General features: G+C 70.3%; 15 protein-coding genes and 1 riboswitch. Of the genes, 11 read left to right on the top strand and 4 right to left on the bottom strand.

Annotated elements, in window-relative coordinates; all coding sequences use genetic code 11:
• The first annotated feature begins 16 nt into the window (after window positions 1–16).
• Window positions 17–1,108, top strand: coding sequence for a hypothetical protein (locus ACGFR9_RS33815; RefSeq protein WP_393216486.1), 1,092 nt, complete (start codon window positions 17–19; stop codon window positions 1,106–1,108).
• A gap of 44 nt (window positions 1,109–1,152) precedes the next feature.
• Here ACGFR9_RS33815 and ACGFR9_RS33810 read toward each other — a convergent pair whose 3' ends face one another.
• The 4 genes from ACGFR9_RS33810 to gcvT form a co-directional block, all read right to left on the bottom strand.
• Window positions 1,153–2,520, bottom strand: a complete 1,368-nt coding sequence (locus ACGFR9_RS33810) for an L-serine ammonia-lyase (RefSeq protein ID WP_393216484.1) — start codon at window positions 2,518–2,520, stop codon at window positions 1,153–1,155.
• Window positions 2,521–2,681: 161 nt separating this feature from the next.
• Window positions 2,682–3,941, bottom strand: coding sequence for a serine hydroxymethyltransferase (gene glyA, locus ACGFR9_RS33805; RefSeq protein ID WP_393216482.1), 1,260 nt, complete (start codon window positions 3,939–3,941; stop codon window positions 2,682–2,684).
• Between the two features lie 14 nt (window positions 3,942–3,955).
• Window positions 3,956–4,333 (bottom strand): glycine cleavage system protein GcvH, encoded by a 378-nt coding sequence (gene gcvH, locus ACGFR9_RS33800; RefSeq protein ID WP_393216480.1) that lies wholly within the window; start codon window positions 4,331–4,333, stop codon window positions 3,956–3,958.
• A gap of 132 nt (window positions 4,334–4,465) precedes the next feature.
• Window positions 4,466–5,584 carry a glycine cleavage system aminomethyltransferase GcvT gene (gcvT, locus tag ACGFR9_RS33795; protein ID WP_393216478.1) on the bottom strand — a complete coding sequence of 373 codons (1,119 nt, stop codon included), beginning with the start codon at window positions 5,582–5,584 and terminating at the stop codon, window positions 4,466–4,468.
• A gap of 169 nt (window positions 5,585–5,753) precedes the next feature.
• Window positions 5,754–5,854, bottom strand: a riboswitch (glycine riboswitch).
• Window positions 5,855–6,076: 222 nt separating this feature from the next.
• Between gcvT and ACGFR9_RS33790 the strand changes: the two genes are divergently transcribed.
• From ACGFR9_RS33790 to ACGFR9_RS33745, 10 genes are all read left to right on the top strand, one after another.
• On the top strand, window positions 6,077–6,745 hold the full coding sequence (locus ACGFR9_RS33790; protein ID WP_393216477.1) for an AAA family ATPase: 669 nt from the start codon (window positions 6,077–6,079) through the stop codon (window positions 6,743–6,745).
• A gap of 52 nt (window positions 6,746–6,797) precedes the next feature.
• Window positions 6,798–7,559, top strand: coding sequence for an enhanced serine sensitivity protein SseB (locus ACGFR9_RS33785; protein ID WP_393216475.1), 762 nt, complete (start codon window positions 6,798–6,800; stop codon window positions 7,557–7,559).
• 228 nt (window positions 7,560–7,787) lie between these two features.
• On the top strand, window positions 7,788–8,534 hold the full coding sequence (locus ACGFR9_RS33780) for an enhanced serine sensitivity protein SseB C-terminal domain-containing protein (protein ID WP_393216559.1): 747 nt from the start codon (window positions 7,788–7,790) through the stop codon (window positions 8,532–8,534).
• A 385-nt stretch (window positions 8,535–8,919) separates the two neighbouring features.
• Window positions 8,920–10,590 carry an ABC transporter substrate-binding protein gene (locus ACGFR9_RS33775; RefSeq protein ID WP_393216473.1) on the top strand — a complete coding sequence of 557 codons (1,671 nt, stop codon included), beginning with the start codon at window positions 8,920–8,922 and terminating at the stop codon, window positions 10,588–10,590.
• A 108-nt stretch (window positions 10,591–10,698) separates the two neighbouring features.
• A complete protein-coding gene (locus ACGFR9_RS33770) occupies window positions 10,699–11,703 on the top strand; it encodes an ABC transporter permease (protein ID WP_311648926.1) in 1,005 nt (334 codons plus the stop codon).
• The gene (locus ACGFR9_RS33765; RefSeq protein WP_393216470.1) at window positions 11,703–12,662 is read left to right on the top strand and encodes an ABC transporter permease; all 960 of its coding nucleotides are present in this window, start codon (window positions 11,703–11,705) and stop codon (window positions 12,660–12,662) included. The genes ACGFR9_RS33770 and ACGFR9_RS33765 overlap by 1 nt, the downstream gene beginning before the upstream one ends.
• A gap of 6 nt (window positions 12,663–12,668) precedes the next feature.
• Entirely contained in the window at window positions 12,669–13,670 is a 1,002-nt protein-coding gene (locus tag ACGFR9_RS33760; RefSeq protein ID WP_393216468.1) for an ABC transporter ATP-binding protein, read from the top strand.
• On the top strand, window positions 13,667–14,920 hold the full coding sequence (locus ACGFR9_RS33755; RefSeq protein ID WP_393216466.1) for an ABC transporter ATP-binding protein: 1,254 nt from the start codon (window positions 13,667–13,669) through the stop codon (window positions 14,918–14,920). The genes ACGFR9_RS33760 and ACGFR9_RS33755 overlap by 4 nt, the downstream gene beginning before the upstream one ends.
• 122 nt (window positions 14,921–15,042) lie before the next feature.
• Window positions 15,043–15,699, top strand: coding sequence for a trimeric intracellular cation channel family protein (locus tag ACGFR9_RS33750; protein ID WP_393216464.1), 657 nt, complete (start codon window positions 15,043–15,045; stop codon window positions 15,697–15,699).
• A gap of 59 nt (window positions 15,700–15,758) precedes the next feature.
• Window positions 15,759–16,616 carry a thioesterase family protein gene (locus tag ACGFR9_RS33745; RefSeq protein ID WP_393216462.1) on the top strand — a complete coding sequence of 286 codons (858 nt, stop codon included), beginning with the start codon at window positions 15,759–15,761 and terminating at the stop codon, window positions 16,614–16,616.
• Window positions 16,617–16,884 lie beyond the last annotated feature (268 nt).

Here is a 16,884-nt window from a genome sequence, read left to right as displayed (position 1 = left end):
ATGCGCTGGGGGTGCGGTGTCGTTCGACGCTGTGGTGGTGGAAGCGGTCAGAGTGATGACCGGGGTGGCCGGTGGAGCCGCGTCAGCCGTGGGCTCGGGCGTGGGCCAGCTGGTCACCGACATGGTGCGGCGCCGGATCGCCGGTACTCCTGACGGCCAGGCCGCCCTGACCGCGCTCGACGAACATCCCGCCGATCCCGGGACGGCCGCGCGGCTGGAGGAAGCACTCCAATCGCATGTCGCCGCGGATCCCGCTTTCAGGTCCCAGCTCGAAGTGGCGGTGAAGGGCCCGCAGTCCTCGGTCAACAACGGCATACAGATCGGGGCGGGCGCGAAGTTACGGGGGAACACGATCTCCCTGGGGCCCGTCACGATCCAGAACACGCCGGCGGCCCGGGCGACGCTCGTGACGCTCGCGGTCGTACTGGTCGTGGCGCTCGTCTTCGGCGTGTACGGAGTGTCCCGGGCCGTCAAGGGCGACGACCCGCCGTCCCGGACGGAACCCGGCGTCGCGGGCCGGGCGCCGGGTTCCGGGGACGAACCGGCCGCCCGGCCGCCCGGCGGCGACGCGACGGAACCCGAGGACTCCGACACCCCGGCCACGGACCAACGACCGTTGGGGGCCGAGGAGATCGACCACGTTCTCGGCAGTCTTGAGATGCCTTCTGGCTGGACGGACGGTGGATGGGCCACGGAGTCCGCCGAGGGGATGAACCTCACCAGCATCGCCCGCCGCCAGTGCTGGGACCTCGACGACCCGGACCCGTACGAGCATCACGGGTCGGGGAAGATCACCGACTTCGGCGCGGGAGGGGAGGGGGTCGCCATCGACCTGACCGCGGTCGAGGCGTCCGGCACGCGGACGGCCACCGCCGATGCCGTCGATTCCATGGCGGCCCTGCGCATCATGTACGGCTGTCTGCCGGACGCGGGACCGGTGGACATCGGCGACGAGGCGTTCACCTGCACTCAGCCCGGCTACGTCTACACCTGGGTCCGTGTCGGCCCCATGATCGCTTGGGTGATCACCGCGGACCCGGCCCGGGAGACCTCGGACGCGTGGGCGCGGAAGCTCGTCCCGGCCCTGCGCGAGGCACTCGGCGCATAGGCACGGGCACCGCCGGGCCGGTCCGGCGGCGTGGAGCCGGACCCTCAGCACTCGATGATGTTCACCGCGAGCCCGCCCCGCGCCGTCTCCTTGTACTTGACCGACATGTCCGCGCCGGTCTCCTTCATCGTCTTGATGACCTTGTCCAGGGAGACCTTGTGCGAGCCGTCGCCGCGCATCGCCATGCGGGCCGCCGTGACCGCCTTCACCGCGGCCATGCCGTTGCGCTCGATGCACGGGATCTGGACGAGACCGCCGACGGGGTCGCAGGTCAGGCCGAGATTGTGCTCCATACCGATCTCGGCCGCGTTCTCCACCTGCTCGGGGGAGCCGCCCAGTACCTCCGCTAGGGCGCCCGCCGCCATCGAGCAGGCGGAACCGACCTCGCCCTGGCAGCCGACCTCGGCGCCCGAGATGGAGGCGTTCTCCTTGAAGAGCATGCCGATCGCGCCGGCGGCCAGCAGGAAGCGGACCACGCCCTCCTCGTCGGCGCCGGGGACGAAGTTCATGTAGTAGTGCAGGACGGCGGGGATGATCCCGGCCGCGCCGTTCGTCGGCGCGGTGACGACCCGGCCGCCGGCCGCGTTCTCCTCGTTCACGGCCATGGCGTACAGGGTGATCCACTCCATGGCGAGAGCCTTCGGGTCGCCCTCGGAGCGCAGCTTGCGCGCGGTGTTCGCGGCGCGGCGGCGGACCTTCAGACCGCCCGGCAGGATGCCCTCGCGGGACATGCCGCGGTCGACACAGGCCCGCATCACCCGCCAGATCTCCAGCAGTCCCTCGCGGATCTCCTCCTCGCCGCGCCACGCCCGCTCGTTCTCCAGCATCAGGGCGGAGATGGACAGGCCGGTCTCCCGCGTCAGGCGCAGCAGCTCGTCGCCGGTGCGGAACGGGTACTTCAGGACCGTGTCGTCCAGCACGATGCGGTCCGCGCCCACCGCGTCCTCGTCGACGACGAAACCGCCGCCCACCGAGTAGTACGTCTTCGTCAGCAGCTCCGCACCGGAGGCGTCGTGCGCCCACAGGGTCATGCCGTTGGCGTGGTACGGGAGCGCCTTGCGGCGGTGCAGCACCATGTCGTCGTCGAAGGAGAACGTGATCTCGTGCTCGCCGAGCAGCCGGATCCGGCCGCCGTCCTTGATCTTCTCCACCCGCTCGTCGGCCGACTCCACGTCCACCGTGCGGGGCGAGTCGCCCTCCAGGCCCAGCAGCACCGCCTTGGGCGTGCCGTGGCCGTGCCCGGTGGCGCCCAGGGAGCCGTACAGCTCCGCGCGGACCGAGGCGACCGAGTCCAGCAGGTCCTCGTTGCGCAGCCGCCGGGCGAACATCCGGGCGGCCCGCATCGGGCCGACCGTGTGCGAGCTGGACGGGCCGATGCCGATCGAGAACAGATCGAAGACCGAGATGGCCACGGGGGGACTCCTAAGGGTTCGGCGGACGACGCTGTCCACCGGGGAGGGGTGGTGCACAGAGAAGAGGGATCGTTCCTGCGGGTGCATGGTGCGGGGCACCGCGCTCACTGCCCCAGTGTGCGCGATGCCCCGGATGTCCGTACAAAGAAAAGCGTACGAAATTACTGCAGACCGGGGTACAGCGGGTGCTTCGCGGCGAGTGCCGTGACCCGGGCCCGGAGCGCGTCCACGTCGTAGGACGGCTTCAGCGTCTCGGCGATCACGTCCGCGACCTCGGTGAAGTCCTCGGCCGTGAAGCCCCGGGTGGCCAGGGCGGGCGTGCCGATCCGCAGACCCGAGGTGACCATCGGCGGGCGCGGGTCGTTCGGGATCGCGTTGCGGTTGACGGTGATGCCGACCTCGTGGAGGCGGTCCTCGGCCTGTTGGCCGTCCAGCTCCGAGTTCCGCAGGTCGACCAGGACCAGGTGCACGTCCGTGCCGCCGGACAGCACGTCCACGCCCACGGCCTTCACATCGTCCTTGACCAGGCGCTCGGCCAGGATGCGGGCGCCCTCGAGGGTACGGCGCTGGCGCTCCTTGAACTCCTCCGAGGCGCACACCTTGAAGGCGACCGCCTTCGCGGCGACCACGTGCTCCAGCGGGCCGCCCTGCTGCCCCGGGAACACGGCGGAGTTGATCTTCTTGGCCAGTTCGGCCGTGGAGAGGATCACACCGCCGCGCGGACCGCCGAGGGTCTTGTGCGTGGTGGTGGTCACCACATGGGCGTGCGGCACCGGGTTCGGGTGCAGGCCCGCGGCGACCAGACCGGCGAAGTGCGCCATGTCGACCATGAGGTACGCGCCGACCTCGTCCGCGATCCGGCGGAACGCGGCGAAGTCCAGCTGACGCGGGTACGCCGACCAGCCGGCCACGATCAGCCTCGGCTTGCTCTCCTTGGCGAGCCGCTCGACCTCGGCCATGTCGACCTGGCCGTCGTCGCCGACGTGGTACGGCACCACGTTGTAGAGCTTGCCGGAGAAGTTGATCTTCATGCCGTGGGTCAGGTGCCCGCCGTGCGCGAGGTTCAGACCCATGATCGTGTCACCGGGCTTGAGCAGCGCGAACATCGCGGCGGCGTTGGCCTGCGCGCCGGAGTGCGGCTGCACATTGGCGTGCTCGGCGCCGAAGAGGTCCTTGACCCGGTCGATGGCGATCTGCTCGATCACGTCGACGTGCTCGCAGCCGCCGTAGTAGCGGCGGCCGGGGTAGCCCTCGGCGTACTTGTTGGTGAGGACCGAGCCCTGGGCCTCCATGACCGCGACCGGGGCGAAGTTCTCCGAGGCGATCATCTCGAGGGTGGACTGCTGGCGGTGCAGCTCGGCGTCGACGGCGGCGGCGACGGCGGGGTCGAGCTCGTGCAGGGGCGTGTTCAGAACGGACATGCGGCTACGACTCCTCAGCCGGCGATTTCGGCGTCGTACTCGGCGGCGGACAGCAGGTCGGCCGGCTCGTCGGTGACACGCACCTTGAACAGCCAGCCGCCCCCGAAGGGGGCCGAGTTCACCAGCGACGGGTCGTTCACGACGTCCTCGTTGATCTCGGTGATCTCACCGCCGACGGGGGAGTACAGATCGCTGACCGACTTGGTGGACTCCAGCTCGCCGCAGGTCTCGCCCGCGGAAACGGTGTCACCGACCTCGGGGAGCTGGACGAAGACCACGTCGCCGAGCGCGTTGGCCGCGTGCTCCGTGATGCCGACCGTCGACACGCCGTCCTCGGCGGCCGACAGCCACTCGTGCTCCTTGCTGTAACGCAGCTGCGTGGGGTTGCTCATGGCCTGGATTCTCCTGTACGGGGGGAGTGCTGATGACTGAGGGGACTGCGTACGGCACCCGTGAGCGGGCACGACGGCCCGCTCACCTCGTGCGTGGAACGCCGTCGTCCGGAAAGCCGTCGTCCGACGGTGTCACTTCTGCCGCTTGTAGAAGGGCAGCGCCACGACCTCGTACGGCTCGTGGCTGCCCCGGATGTCGACGCCCACACCCTCGGTGCCCGGCGCCGCGTGCGCCGCGTCGACGTACGCCATCGCGATCGGCCTGCCCAGCGTGGGGGAGGGGGCGCCCGAGGTGACCTCGCCGACCACCTCGCCGCCGGCCACGACCGCGTACCCGGCGCGCGGGACCCGGCGGCCCTCGGCGACCAGACCGACCAGCACCCGCGGCGGCACGGCGGCGGCACGCTCGGCGGCCTCGGCGAGCGCCGTACGGCCCACGAAGTCGCCCTCCTTCTCGAACTTCACCACCCGGCCGAGACCGGCGTCGAAGGGCGTGAGGGAGGGGCTCAGCTCATTGCCGTACAGCGGCATGCCCGCCTCCAGACGGAGCGTGTCCCGGCAGGACAGCCCGCAGGGAACGAGCCCGGCCGCCTCGCCGGCCTTGGTCAGCGCCTGCCACAGCTCCACCGCGTGCTCGGGCTTCACGAACAGCTCGAAACCGTCCTCGCCGGTGTAGCCGGTACGGGCGACGAGCGCGGGCACACCGGCGACCGTGCCCGGCAGGCCGGCGTAGTACTTCAGGCCCTCCAGGTCGGCGTCGGTGAGCGAGGCGAGGATGCCGGCGGACTCGGGGCCCTGCACGGCGAGCAGCGCGTACGCGTCACGGTCGTCGCGGACCTCGGCGTCGAAGCCGTCCGACCGCTCGACGAGCGCGTCCAGGACCACCTGCGCGTTGGAGGCGTTGGCGACCACCAGATACTCGGTGTCGCCGAGCCGGTAGACGATCAGGTCGTCCAGGATGCCGCCGTCCTCGCGGCAGATCATGGTGTAGCGGGCGCGGCCGGGCTTCACCCCGCCGATGTTGCCGACCAGGGCGTGGTCGAGGAGCGCGGCGGCCGCCGGTCCCAGGACGGCGATCTCGCCCATGTGCGAGAGGTCGAACAGGCCGGCCTTCGTGCGCACGGCGTTGTGCTCGTCGCGTTCGGAGCCGTAGCGCAGCGGCATGTCCCAGCCGGCGAAGTCGGTCATCGTCGCACCGAGCGAACGGTGCAGGGCGTCGAGCGCGGTCCGACGGGGTTCGGTACTGCTCATCGGTCGGGTCTCCCAAGGGCATGACGGGCGAGGGCGATTCCTCCCCATCTGTCATCGGAACCTGAGAGGTTCGCCATGACCACCCACGCGGGGCGTCCTGACTTGCACCTTGGGTGGGACCACCGGAGCACTGCTGCATGCCCTCGGGCGGCCCGCTTTTCAGATGTGCCTCGCCCGCGCGGTAACGGGGCCTGAGAGATTCAAGGGAGGGACTTGCTCCTTCGGCGCCCCGGCGGCAAACAGTGCCGGGGACTCTCCCGCGCGGATTCGAACGGCCGGTATGCAGTTGGCGCGCACATCATTGCACGCATTGTCGGGGTGCGGCAGGGGGACCCTTCCCTGGGGGTGCACGGGGCGTACGGGCACGGTCACGGCGGGCTGTGACAGGCCTGTTTCAGGAAACGGACGGAAACGAGAGACCTCGGCATTACCTTCTCTTTACACTCAGCGGGGGATCGGTATCCGTACCGGCCCCAGGGGAGGACGATCACGGTGAACAGGACCACGGCGTGCGCCACCACGACGGGCGTCACGCTGCCCCAGCAGCCGGCCGCGCAGGCCCGCCGGGCCCGCGGCGCGCTGCCGGCGCCCGTCGTCCGCGATCTGCGCGCCCGGGCCGGCCGGAGCCCGCGTGCCCTGCTCTTCGGACCCCGCGACCTCGTCGTGGTCACCGGACTGCCCGGCAGCGGCAAGTCCACGCTGATGCGGCGCGCGGTGCACGGCGGCCGTGTCGACTCCCAGGACACCCGCGACCGTTGGGACCGCCGTATGCCGCGCCTCCTGCCGTACGCGGTGTACCGCCCGCTGGTCCGCCTCGCCCACTACGCCGGACTGCGTCGCGCCCTGCGCTCCGGCACGCCCGTCGTCGTGCACGACTGCGGCACCCAGGCCTGGGTGCGCCGCTGGCTGGCCCGCGAGGCCCGCCGCCGGGGCGCGAACCTGCATCTGCTGCTGCTGGACGTCACGCCGCAGCAGGCCCTGGCCGGCCAGCGCGAACGCGGGCGCGGTGTCTCCCGGTACGCGTTCCTGCGCCATCGCTCCGCGAGCGAGCGGCTGTTGCGCGACGTGGAGCGCGGCGGCCTGCCCGCGGGCTGCGGATCGGCGGTCCTGATCGACCGGGACGCGGCCGACGCGCTGCACCGGGTCGGCTTCACCGGATGACCGGATAGCCTTTCGGGCACAGCAGTGGTTCCAGGCAGCAGGCGGTAGGCAGATGGACTTCCCGGCGCAGACACACCCCCACCCGCACGGCGGATGGCCCGGCAACGAGCTGGAGGAGGTGCTCTCCGCCTCCCTCGGCGTCCCCTCGGCGGGCGGCAGGGTCGTGGAGGTGCTGGGCCGCAGCTTCGTCTGGATCCCGCTGCCGAACGGCGGCGGCCGCGACAGCACCGACCTGGACCTGCCCACCATGGAACTCGACGGCCAGGCCTACGTCCCCGTCTTCAGCTCGGAGGAGCAGTTCCGCCAGGTCGCCGGCTCCCATCTGTCGTACACGATCGCGCCCGCCGTGGAGTTCGCCCGCGGCCTGCCGCCGCAGGTCGGCATCGCCGTGAACCCCGGCGGTGTGGTCGGCATCCCGCTGCCGCCGCCGGCGGTGGCCGAACTCTGCCGCGCCGGACGCGCCATGCCGGCCGGCACGGCGGCCGGCGGCCGGGTCCGGCTGTTCGAACCCGACTGGCAGGACGACCCGGTGGACTTCCTCGCCGCGGCGTCGGCGGAGTTCGACGCGATCGGCGTCGTCACCACGGCCCGCCGCTGCCTCGCCGCGATCGAAACGGCGACCCCGGCCCTGTTCATCGGCGTGCAACTCTCCTCCTGGGAGGGAGACCCCCGCACCCTCCCCCTGAACGCCCTGGGCCGAGCCCTGGCCCAATCCCCGCCCCCCTGGCCGGTCAACCTCATCGCCCTGGACCTGACCCAGGACCCGGTGGCCGACTACCTCCGCACCAGGGTCACCCCCTTCTACCAGCGCTGACAACGCCCCCCAGGGGCGCGGGGCTGTATCGACATGCGGCTCCGCCGCGCGGGCGCGCTCAACCCCAACCCCCCGCACTCGCCACGGCGCCGAAGTCCCGAACTCTCGGGCACTCACCGCGCACCGCACCGCACAGGCATCGGCTTAAGCTAGGCCCATCCGATGGCGAGGTACGGAGGGGCGATACAAGTGAGCGCTGGCACCGCGGCGACCGGACAGGTCGAGCACATGCTGCGCCAGGTGACGCCCGGGCGTTACGACGCGTACGAGGCCCTGCTGCGCGCCCTCGCGACCCCCGCGTCCGGCCAGGTCTGGATGCTGCTCTGGCACGGCCAGGCCGGCTCCCCCGACGCCCAGTACGGGAACATGGAGGTCGACGGCCTCGGCTACGCCCCCTGTGTCACCTCCGCCCAGGAGCTCTCCGCCAGCGGCTGGCACCGGTCGTACGAGGTGGTCGAGGGCCTCGAAGTCGCCCGCGCGCTGTACCCCGACCACTTCGGACTCTGGCTCAACCCGCACGCCCCCGGCGGCGGCGTCGGCATCCCCTGGCTGGATCTGCGCCGGATCGCCGGCGGCCTGGACCGCAGGCCCGCCGGACCGCTGCGGCTGTCCGAACCGGCCATCGAGATCCCGCAGTTCTACGCCCTCCTCGCACAGAACGCGCACCGCACCCCCGCCGTCCGCGCCCTGCGCCGCGCCTGGGTGCAACCCGCCCTGGGCGCCCCTTACCTCGCCATCGGCCTGGACGTGTACGACACCTCCCCGCCCGCGGTCGACGCCGTACGGGCGATGATGCAGCAGTCCGTCGGCGCGGTCCCGGACGGACTGCCCGTGTCGACCGTCGCGATGTCCGACGCGCACGATCCGGTCGCGATGTGGCTGCGCGCCAACTCCCGCCCGTTCTACGACCGTGAGGCGCACGGCGCCGCGCCCCCCGCGGGTGCCTACGGCTACCCGCCGGCGCACCGGGGCTGATCAGCCCGTACGACACCCTGCTGACGGTCCGTCACTGTCCATCAGGTGGACAGTGACCCGACCGGGATCCACGACCTTGGTCACTCTGCGTGAACCGGCGCCTTCCGGCCACGTTTTCGGCCGTGCGCGCCCCGCGACCACCCGATGACCGCCCGTCACCTGCGGTTTCACCCGTTCTTCACGCTCCCGGGCGCGACCTGCACACGATCTATGTAACCGAAGGGTTAAATCTTCACGGGGGGATGCCTGAACCGCCCCATATGTCAACTGTTCAGATCTCAGGTCTGTATCACCGGTATCCGGACTGTTCCTGACCGACTGCGAACGTCTGTAGTGTTCGGCCGGTCAAGATGCATCCACATAGCGGACCCGGAGTGGCCCCAGTATGCGCATATTCAAGTCCCGAACCGCTCGGGCGATCACGGCCGCGGTCGCGGTCGGTCTGATCGCCACGGGCTGCTCCAGCGAACGGGACGCTGACAACGAAGGCAGCGGCGACAAGGACACCTTCGTCTTCGCCGGCGCCGGTGACCCCGGCTCCCTGGACCCTGCCCTCGCGAGCGACGGTGAAACCTTCCGCGTGACGCGCCAGGCGTTCGAGGCCCTGCTCGAGCACGAGTCCGGCGGCACCAAGCTCGTCGGCGGTCTCGCCGAGACCTGGTCGAGCAACGACAAGGGCACCGTCTGGACCTTCAACCTCCGCAAGGGCGTGAAGTTCCACGACGGCGAGGCGTTCAACGCCGCGGCGGTCTGCGCCAACTACGACCACTGGTTCAACTGGACGGGCACGTACCAGTCCAGCGCGGTCTCGTACTACTGGCAGACCATCATGGGTGGCTTCGCGAAGAACGAGGACAAGGAGACGCCGAAGGCGAACTACAAGTCCTGCACCGCGAAGGACGACAACACCGCCGTCATCGAGGTCAAGGAGCCCTCCGCCAACCTTCCCGGCGGCTTCTCCCTCCAGGCCCTGGCGATCCACTCGCCGAAGGCCCTCGAGGCGTACGCGAAGGAAGAGGCGACCGCCAAGGGCGACGCCATCACCTACCCCAAGTACAGCCAGGAGGCCGGCACGGTCGCCGGTACCGGCCCGTACAAGATCACGAAGTGGAACAAGGGCAACAAGGAAGTCTCCCTTGAGCGCTTCGACGACTACTGGGGTGAGAAGGCCAAGATCAAGAACCTGGTCTTCCGCACCATCGACACCGAAGAGGGCCGCCGCCAGGCGCTCCAGGCCGGTGACATCGACGGTTACGACCTGGTCGCCCCGGCCGACGTCAAGACCCTCGAGGACCAGGGCTACGTTGTCCCGACCCGTGGCGTCTTCAACCTCTTCTACGTGGGCATGAGCCAGGAGGCCAACAAGGCCCTCAAGAAGAAGGACGTCCGCCAGGCGATCGCGCAGGCGATCGACAAGGAGAACCTGGTCAAGACCCAGCTGCCCGAGGGTGGCAAGGTCGCCGACCAGTTCATGCCGGACACCATCGCGGGCTACTCCAAGAACGTGAAGCAGTACCCCTTCGACACCACCGCCGCGAAGGGTCTCCTGAAGAAGGCCGGTGAGGAGAAGCTCGAGATCGAGTTCTGCTACCCGACCGAGGTCACCCGCCCGTACATGCCTGCCCCGCAGGACCTGTTCGAGCTGATGAAGGCCGACCTGGAGAAGGCCGGCATCACCGTCAAGGCCAAGGCCATGAAGTGGGCCCCGGACTACATCGACGCCACCGAGGCGGGCTCCTGCGCCCTGCACATGCTCGGCTGGACCGGTGACTTCAACGACGGCTACAACTTCATCGGCACCTGGTTCGCCGGGTACGACAAGCAGTGGGGCTTCAAGGACAAGAAGGTCTTCGACGCGGTGAACGCCGGCTCGAAGCTCGGCAAGGCCGAGGAGCGCACCGCCGCGTACGAGAAGGCCAACGAGGCCATCATGGCGTACATCCCGGGTGTGCCGATCTCGTCGTCCCCGCCGGCCATCGCGTTCGCCAAGAACGTGAACCCGCCGAACGTCTCGCCGCTGACGCAGGAAGTCTTCGCGGAGACCTCCTTCAAGTAAGCGAACAGCGGTAGGAATCCAGAAACGGGGGGTCCGCCCGGTCGTCGCAACTCGGCGACCGGGCGGGTCCATTCATGTAAGAGATCACGCAAGAAAGGGGCATGCGGGGTGCTGCGTCTCGTCGTACGAAGACTGCTCCAGCTCATACCCACGCTGCTCGGCCTGTCGGTTCTGCTCTTCCTGTGGCTCGACCGTCTGCCCGGTGGGCCCGCCTCAGCGATCCTGGGGGAGAAGGCCACCGAGGCCGAAGTGGTGCGCATCAACCGTGCGCTCGGGCTCGACCAGCCCGTTTACGTCCAGTACTGGCGCTTCCTGAAGCGCATCTTCCAGCTGGACCTGGGCACCTCCACCCAGACAGGTCAGCCGGTGTGGGACGAGTTCGTCCTGCGCTTCCCCGCGACCGTGGAGCTGTCCCTTCTCGCGATCCTCATCGCGGTCGCCGTCGGTGTGCCCCTCGGCTACTTCGCGGCCCGCAACCGCGGTGGCTGGCTCGACGTCACGTCCGTCTCGGGCTCACTCATCGGCATCTGCATCCCGGTCTTCTTCCTGGCCCTGCTGCTGAAGCAGGTCTTCGCCGTCAACCTCGGCATCTTCCCCGCCTTCGGGCGCCAGGACACCGGTATCAACGCCACCGACGTGACCGGCTTCGCCGTCCTGGACGGCGTCCTCACCGGGGAGTTGGACGCCTCCTGGGACGCGATCATGCACTTGATCCTGCCGTCCGTCGCGCTGGCGTCCATCCCGCTCGCCGTCATCGTGCGCATGACCCGCGCCAGCGTTCTCGAGGTGCAGGACGAGGACTACGTCCGCACCGCCGAGGCCAAGGGTCTCAAGCGGAGCGTCATCCGGAGCCGGCACGTGCTGCGTAACGCGATGCTCCCCGTGGTGACCGCGGTCGGTCTGCTCACCGGCTCCCTGCTGTCCGGCGCGGTCCTGACCGAGTCGGTGTTCTCCTTCGGAGGCATCGGCTCCTTCATCCGGACCGCGATCGACGGCCGTGACTACCCCGTGCTCGTCGGTTTCATCATGTTCATCGCGCTGATTTACGTCCTGATCAACTTGCTGGTGGACCTGGCGTACAGCCTCATCGACCCGAGAGTGCGGGTGCACTAATGAGCGTCGCCACCAAGACCGACAAGATCCAGCGGCTCGCGGAACTGGCCGCCACCAAGGAGACCAGCACCGGCGCCAGCCTCTGGCGTGAGGCGTTCCGACGCCTCAAGCGCAGCAAGATGGCGATCATCGGCGCGGTCGTCATCGCCCTGTTCGTCGTTCTCGCGATCGTCGGGCCGTACATCGCCCCGTACTCGCCGACCGCCCAGACCTGGCGCAACGAGGTCTTCCCCAACCGGGGCGAGTTTGTCAACATGCGCGCCGACAACTGGTTCGGGCTCGACCACCTCGGCCGGGACATGTTCTCCCGCATGCTGGTCGGCGCCCGTCAGACGCTGCTCGTCGGCGTCGTCGCCACCCTGATCGGCCTGGTCATCGGCTTCGTCATCGGCGGTCTCGCCGGCGCCTTCGCCACCCTCGGCGGCGACACCGGCAGGCGGATCGACTCCGTCATCATGCGCTTCATCGACATCATGCTGGCCATGCCGTCACTGCTCCTCGCGGTGTCCATCGCCGCGGTGATGGGGCAGTCGCTGACCACCGTGATGATCGCGGTGGGTGTGGTCCAGATCCCGGTGTTCGCCCGGCTGCTGCGCGGCTCCATGCTGGCGCAGGGCAGTGCGGAGTACGTGCTCGCGGCCAGGTCCCTGGGTGTACGCAAGCGGCGCATCGTCCTCTCGCAGATCATCCCCAACTCGCTCAGCCCGGTGATCGTGCAGGCCACGCTCTCCCTGGCCACCGCGATCATCGAGGCGGCCGCCCTGTCCTACCTGGGCCTCGGCAACCCCGACCCGGCAATCCCCGAGTGGGGCGTCATGCTCACGCAGGCGCAGCGGTTCTTCGACAACGCGCCGATGATGGCGGTCTACCCCGCCGTCGGCATCATCATCACCGCCCTCGGCTTCACCCTCCTCGGCGAGGCCATGCGGGAAGCCCTCGACCCGAAGCTGAGGGGCTGAACCACCATGTCTCTGCTCACTGTCGACGAACTGACCATCACCTTCGGCGGCCGTGGCCGCAAGGAGTCCCGGGCGGTCGACGGCGTCTCCTTCGAGGTCGACCAGGGCCAGGTCGTGGGCCTGGTCGGCGAGTCCGGCTGCGGTAAGTCCGTCACCTCCCTGGCCCTGATGGGCCTGCTCCCGCACAAGGGCGTCACCATCGGCGGCCGCGCCGAGTTCGACGGTACGGACCTGTTCACGATGAGCTCGTCCGCCCGCCGCGACCTGCGCGGCAGCGAAATGGCGATGATCTTCCAGGACCCGCTGTCCTCGCTCAACCCGGTCGTGCCGATCGGCGTGCAGGTCACCGAGATCCTGGAGCGCCACCGCGGGCTCAAGGGCGAGGCCGCCCGCAAGGAGGCCGCGCAGCTGCTGGACCGGGTCGGCATCCCCGACCCGACCCGGCGGCTCAAGGAGTACCCGCACCAGCTCTCCGGCGGTATGCGCCAGCGCGCGCTGATCGCCATGGCGGTGGCCTGTGCCCCCCGCATGCTCATCGCCGACGAGCCCACCACCGCCCTCGACGTGACCATCCAGGCGCAGATCCTGGAGCTGCTCAAGGAACTCGTGGACCAGGAGGGCACCGCCCTGCTGATGATCACCCACGACCTGGGTGTGGTCGCCGGTCTCTGCGACCAGGTCAACGTGCTCTACGCGGGCAAGACCGTGGAGTCCGCCGGGCGCCGCGAGCTGTTCGGTCACCCGACCCACCCCTACGCGCACGGACTGCTGGGCTCCATCCCGCGGCTGGACGCGCCCCGGGGCGAACCCCTCACCCCCATCCGCGGCTCCATCAACGACCGCATCGCCTGGGCCGACGGCTGCGCCTTCGCCCCCCGCTGCGACCGGTACGAGATGGGCTGCCTGACCGGCACCCCGCAGCTGACCGAGCCGCGCGCGGCCGGCCACCAGGTGCGGTGTGTCAACCCCGTACTCGACGACGCGAAGGCCGAGGAGGTCAGCGCATGAGCCTGCTCGAACTGGACGGCGTCAAGGTCCACTTCCCCATCAAGAAGGGCGTCTTCGTCGACCGCACGGTCGGTCACGTCTACGCCGTGGACGGGGTGTCCCTCAAGGTCGAGGCCGGCGAGACCTACGGTCTGGTCGGCGAGTCCGGCTGCGGCAAGACCACCCTCGGGCGGTCCGTGCTGCGGCTGGTGGACATCACCGAGGGGTCCGTCGTCCTCGACGGCACCGACCTGGCGAAGCTGCCGGGCGAGGAGATGCGCCGGTTCCGGCGCCGGCTCCAGATGGTCTTCCAGGACCCGCTGGGCTCGCTCAACCCCCGGCAGAACATCGAGTCGATCCTGTCCGAGGGCATGGTCGCCCACGGCATCGGCAAGGACCAGGAAGAGCGCCGGGAGAAGATCAAGTCGATCCTGGACAAGGTCGGCCTGCCCTCCAACGCGCTCGCGCGCTACCCGCACGAGTTCTCCGGTGGCCAGCGCCAGCGCATCGGCATCGCCCGCGCCCTCGTCCTCGAACCCGACGTGATCATCTGCGACGAGCCGGTCTCCGCGCTCGACGTGTCGGTGCAGGCGCAGGTCATCAACCTGCTGGACGATCTCCAGGAGGAGCTGGGCCTCACCTATGTGGTGATCGCCCACGACCTCGCCGTCGTCCGGCACATCTCCGACACCATCGGTGTGATGTACCTGGGTTCGCTGGTCGAGGAGGCGCCGAGCGACGCGCTGTACGCCGAGCCGAAGCACCCGTACACCAAGGCCCTGATGTCGGCCGTGCCGGTGCCGGACCCCGAGGTGGAGGACAAGCGCGAGCGCATCCTCCTCACCGGCGACCTGCCCTCGCCGGCCAACCCGCCGAGCGGCTGCCGCTTCCACACGCGCTGCCCGTGGGCACAGGCCTCGCGCTGCGCGACGGAGCGGCCGGAACTGCGGGAGATCGGCGGCGGCCACCGGGTGGCCTGCCACTTCGCCGAGGAGATCGCGTCCGGGGCGCTGGAACTGACCCGGCCCACGGGCATCGAGGCCGTCACGGCGGGAGAAGACGTGGTGGTCGAGCCGACCGAGGCCGAGGCCGAGGTTCCCTCGGCACTCCTGCCGGCCGACTCGACGACCAAGCCGGACGCCGCGGTGGTCAAGGAGAAGATGCCGACGGAGGCCGACGCCCCGGGCGACCGAACGGCCGATGCCGCCGCGAAGGACCTCGACGCCGCGGCGCCGGACGAGTCCGGCAAGGGTGCGGGCGAGACCGCCTGACCGGCCGCCGTACTTCCCGGGCCTTCGGACGGCTCCGCTGATCGGTCCGAGGGCAGCATGTCCCCCTCACCCCTCGCCTTGCTTTGCAAGGCGAGGGGTTCTTGTTGGGTGAGAATGTAAGGGTGCTCCAGCAACTGTTCAGTCCGTCCGTCCTGCATACGCTCGACCTGATCGGCATCTTCGTCTTCGCGATCTCGGGCGCCCTGCTGGCCGTCCGCAAGAACTTCGACGTCTTCGGCATCGCCGTACTCGCGGAGGTCACCGCGCTCGGCGGCGGGCTCTTCCGTGACCTGGTCATCGGCGCCGTACCGCCGGCCGCCTTCACGGACCTGGGGTACTTCATCACCCCGCTGTTCGCCACGGTCCTGGTCTTCTTCCTCCATCCGCACGTGGAGCGCATCCAGACCGGTGTCAACGTGTTCGACGCGGCCGGCCTCGGCCTGTTCTGCGTCGTCGGCACGACCAAGGCGTACGACTACGGCCTCGGCCTGACCGCCTCCGTCTGCCTCGGCCTGGCCACGGCGGTCGGCGGCGGTGTGCTGCGGGACGTGCTCGCCAACGAGGTGCCGTCGCTGCTGCGCTGGGACCGCGACCTGTACGCCGTACCGGCCATCGTCGGCGCCACCCTGACCGCGCTGTGCATCCGTCTCGACGTGCTGAACGCCGCGACCAGCACCGTCGCCGTGGTCACGGCGTTCATGCTGCGGCTGCTCGCGATGCGCTACCACTGGCGGGCCCCTCGGGCCTGGCACCGCCGTTCGACGGTCAGTGAGGAGTAGTCCGCCGGACCACAGGAGGAAAGCTACCGCTTAGTATTATCCTCTTGTACTGTTCAGTCATGCCAGAAGCAGCCTCCGCCCAGCCCACCCGGGCCTCCATCGGCGCCAGTGAGTTCGACCGCGACACCGCCGTCACCCCGCGCGAGCCCGGCGTCTACGACATCGACCTCTCCGCCGGCTGGACGATCATCAACGCCGTCAACGGCGGCTATCTGCTGGCCGTCCTGGGCCGCGCGCTCGCGGACGCCCTGCCGCACTCCGACCCGTTCACCATCTCGGCGCACTATCTGACCGCCTCCCAACCGGGCCCGGCGGTCGTCCGCACCGAGACCGTGCGCACGGGACGGACACTGTCGACCGGCCAGGCGTCGCTCTTCCAGAGGGACGAGGAAGGCCGCGAGGTGGAGCGCATCCGCGTCCTCGCCTCCTACGGCGACCTGGACTCCCTCCCCGACGACGTCCGTACGACGGCCGAGCCGCCCGCGATACCGCCGATGGAACAGTGCTTCGGCCCCGAGGACGGTCCCGCCCCCGTCGACGGCAGCTCCGCCATCACCGAACGCCTGATGCTCAAGCTCGACCCGTCGACCCTGGGATGGGCGCTCGGACAGCCGTCGGGCAAGGGGGAGATGCGGGCGTGGTTCGGCCTCGCCGACGGCCGGGACCCGGACCCGTTCGCACTGCTCCTGGCGGTGGACGCGCTGCCCCCGACCGCCTTCGAACTGGGCCTGTCCGGCTGGGTCCCCACGGTGGAACTCACGGTCCACGTCCGCAGCCGCCCCGCCCCGGGTCCCCTCCGCGTCTCGGTCACCACCCGCAACCTGGCCGGCGGCTTCCTGGAGGAGGACGCGGAGGTCTGGGACAGCAAGGACCGCCTGGTGGCCCAGTCCCGCCAACTGGCCAGGGTCCGCCTGTAGTTCCCCGCCGCACCCCCCGACCCCCTCCGCACCATCCAGCCCCTCCGGCGTTTGAGGAGCGGGGGCCCGGGGGCAGAGCCCCCGGGGTCGGGAACGGGAAGGGGCGGCGGGGGCGAGAAAAGCCCCTCACCCCCCCCCCCCCCCCGCCCCCCCCAGCGCCCCCCCCCCGCCCCGCCCCCGCCGCCCCCCCCCCCCGGGCCCCCCCCCCCCCCCCCCCCGCCCCCCCCCCCCCCCCCCCCCCACCCCCCCCCCCCCCCCCCCCCCCCCC

Source organism: Streptomyces sp. NPDC048584 (assembly GCF_043199595.1).
In the GTDB taxonomy this organism is placed as follows: Bacteria; Actinomycetota; Actinomycetes; order Streptomycetales; family Streptomycetaceae; genus Streptomyces; species Streptomyces edwardsiae.
Note: the sequence above shows the minus strand (reverse complement) of the source record. Positions and strands in the feature narration are given on the sequence as shown.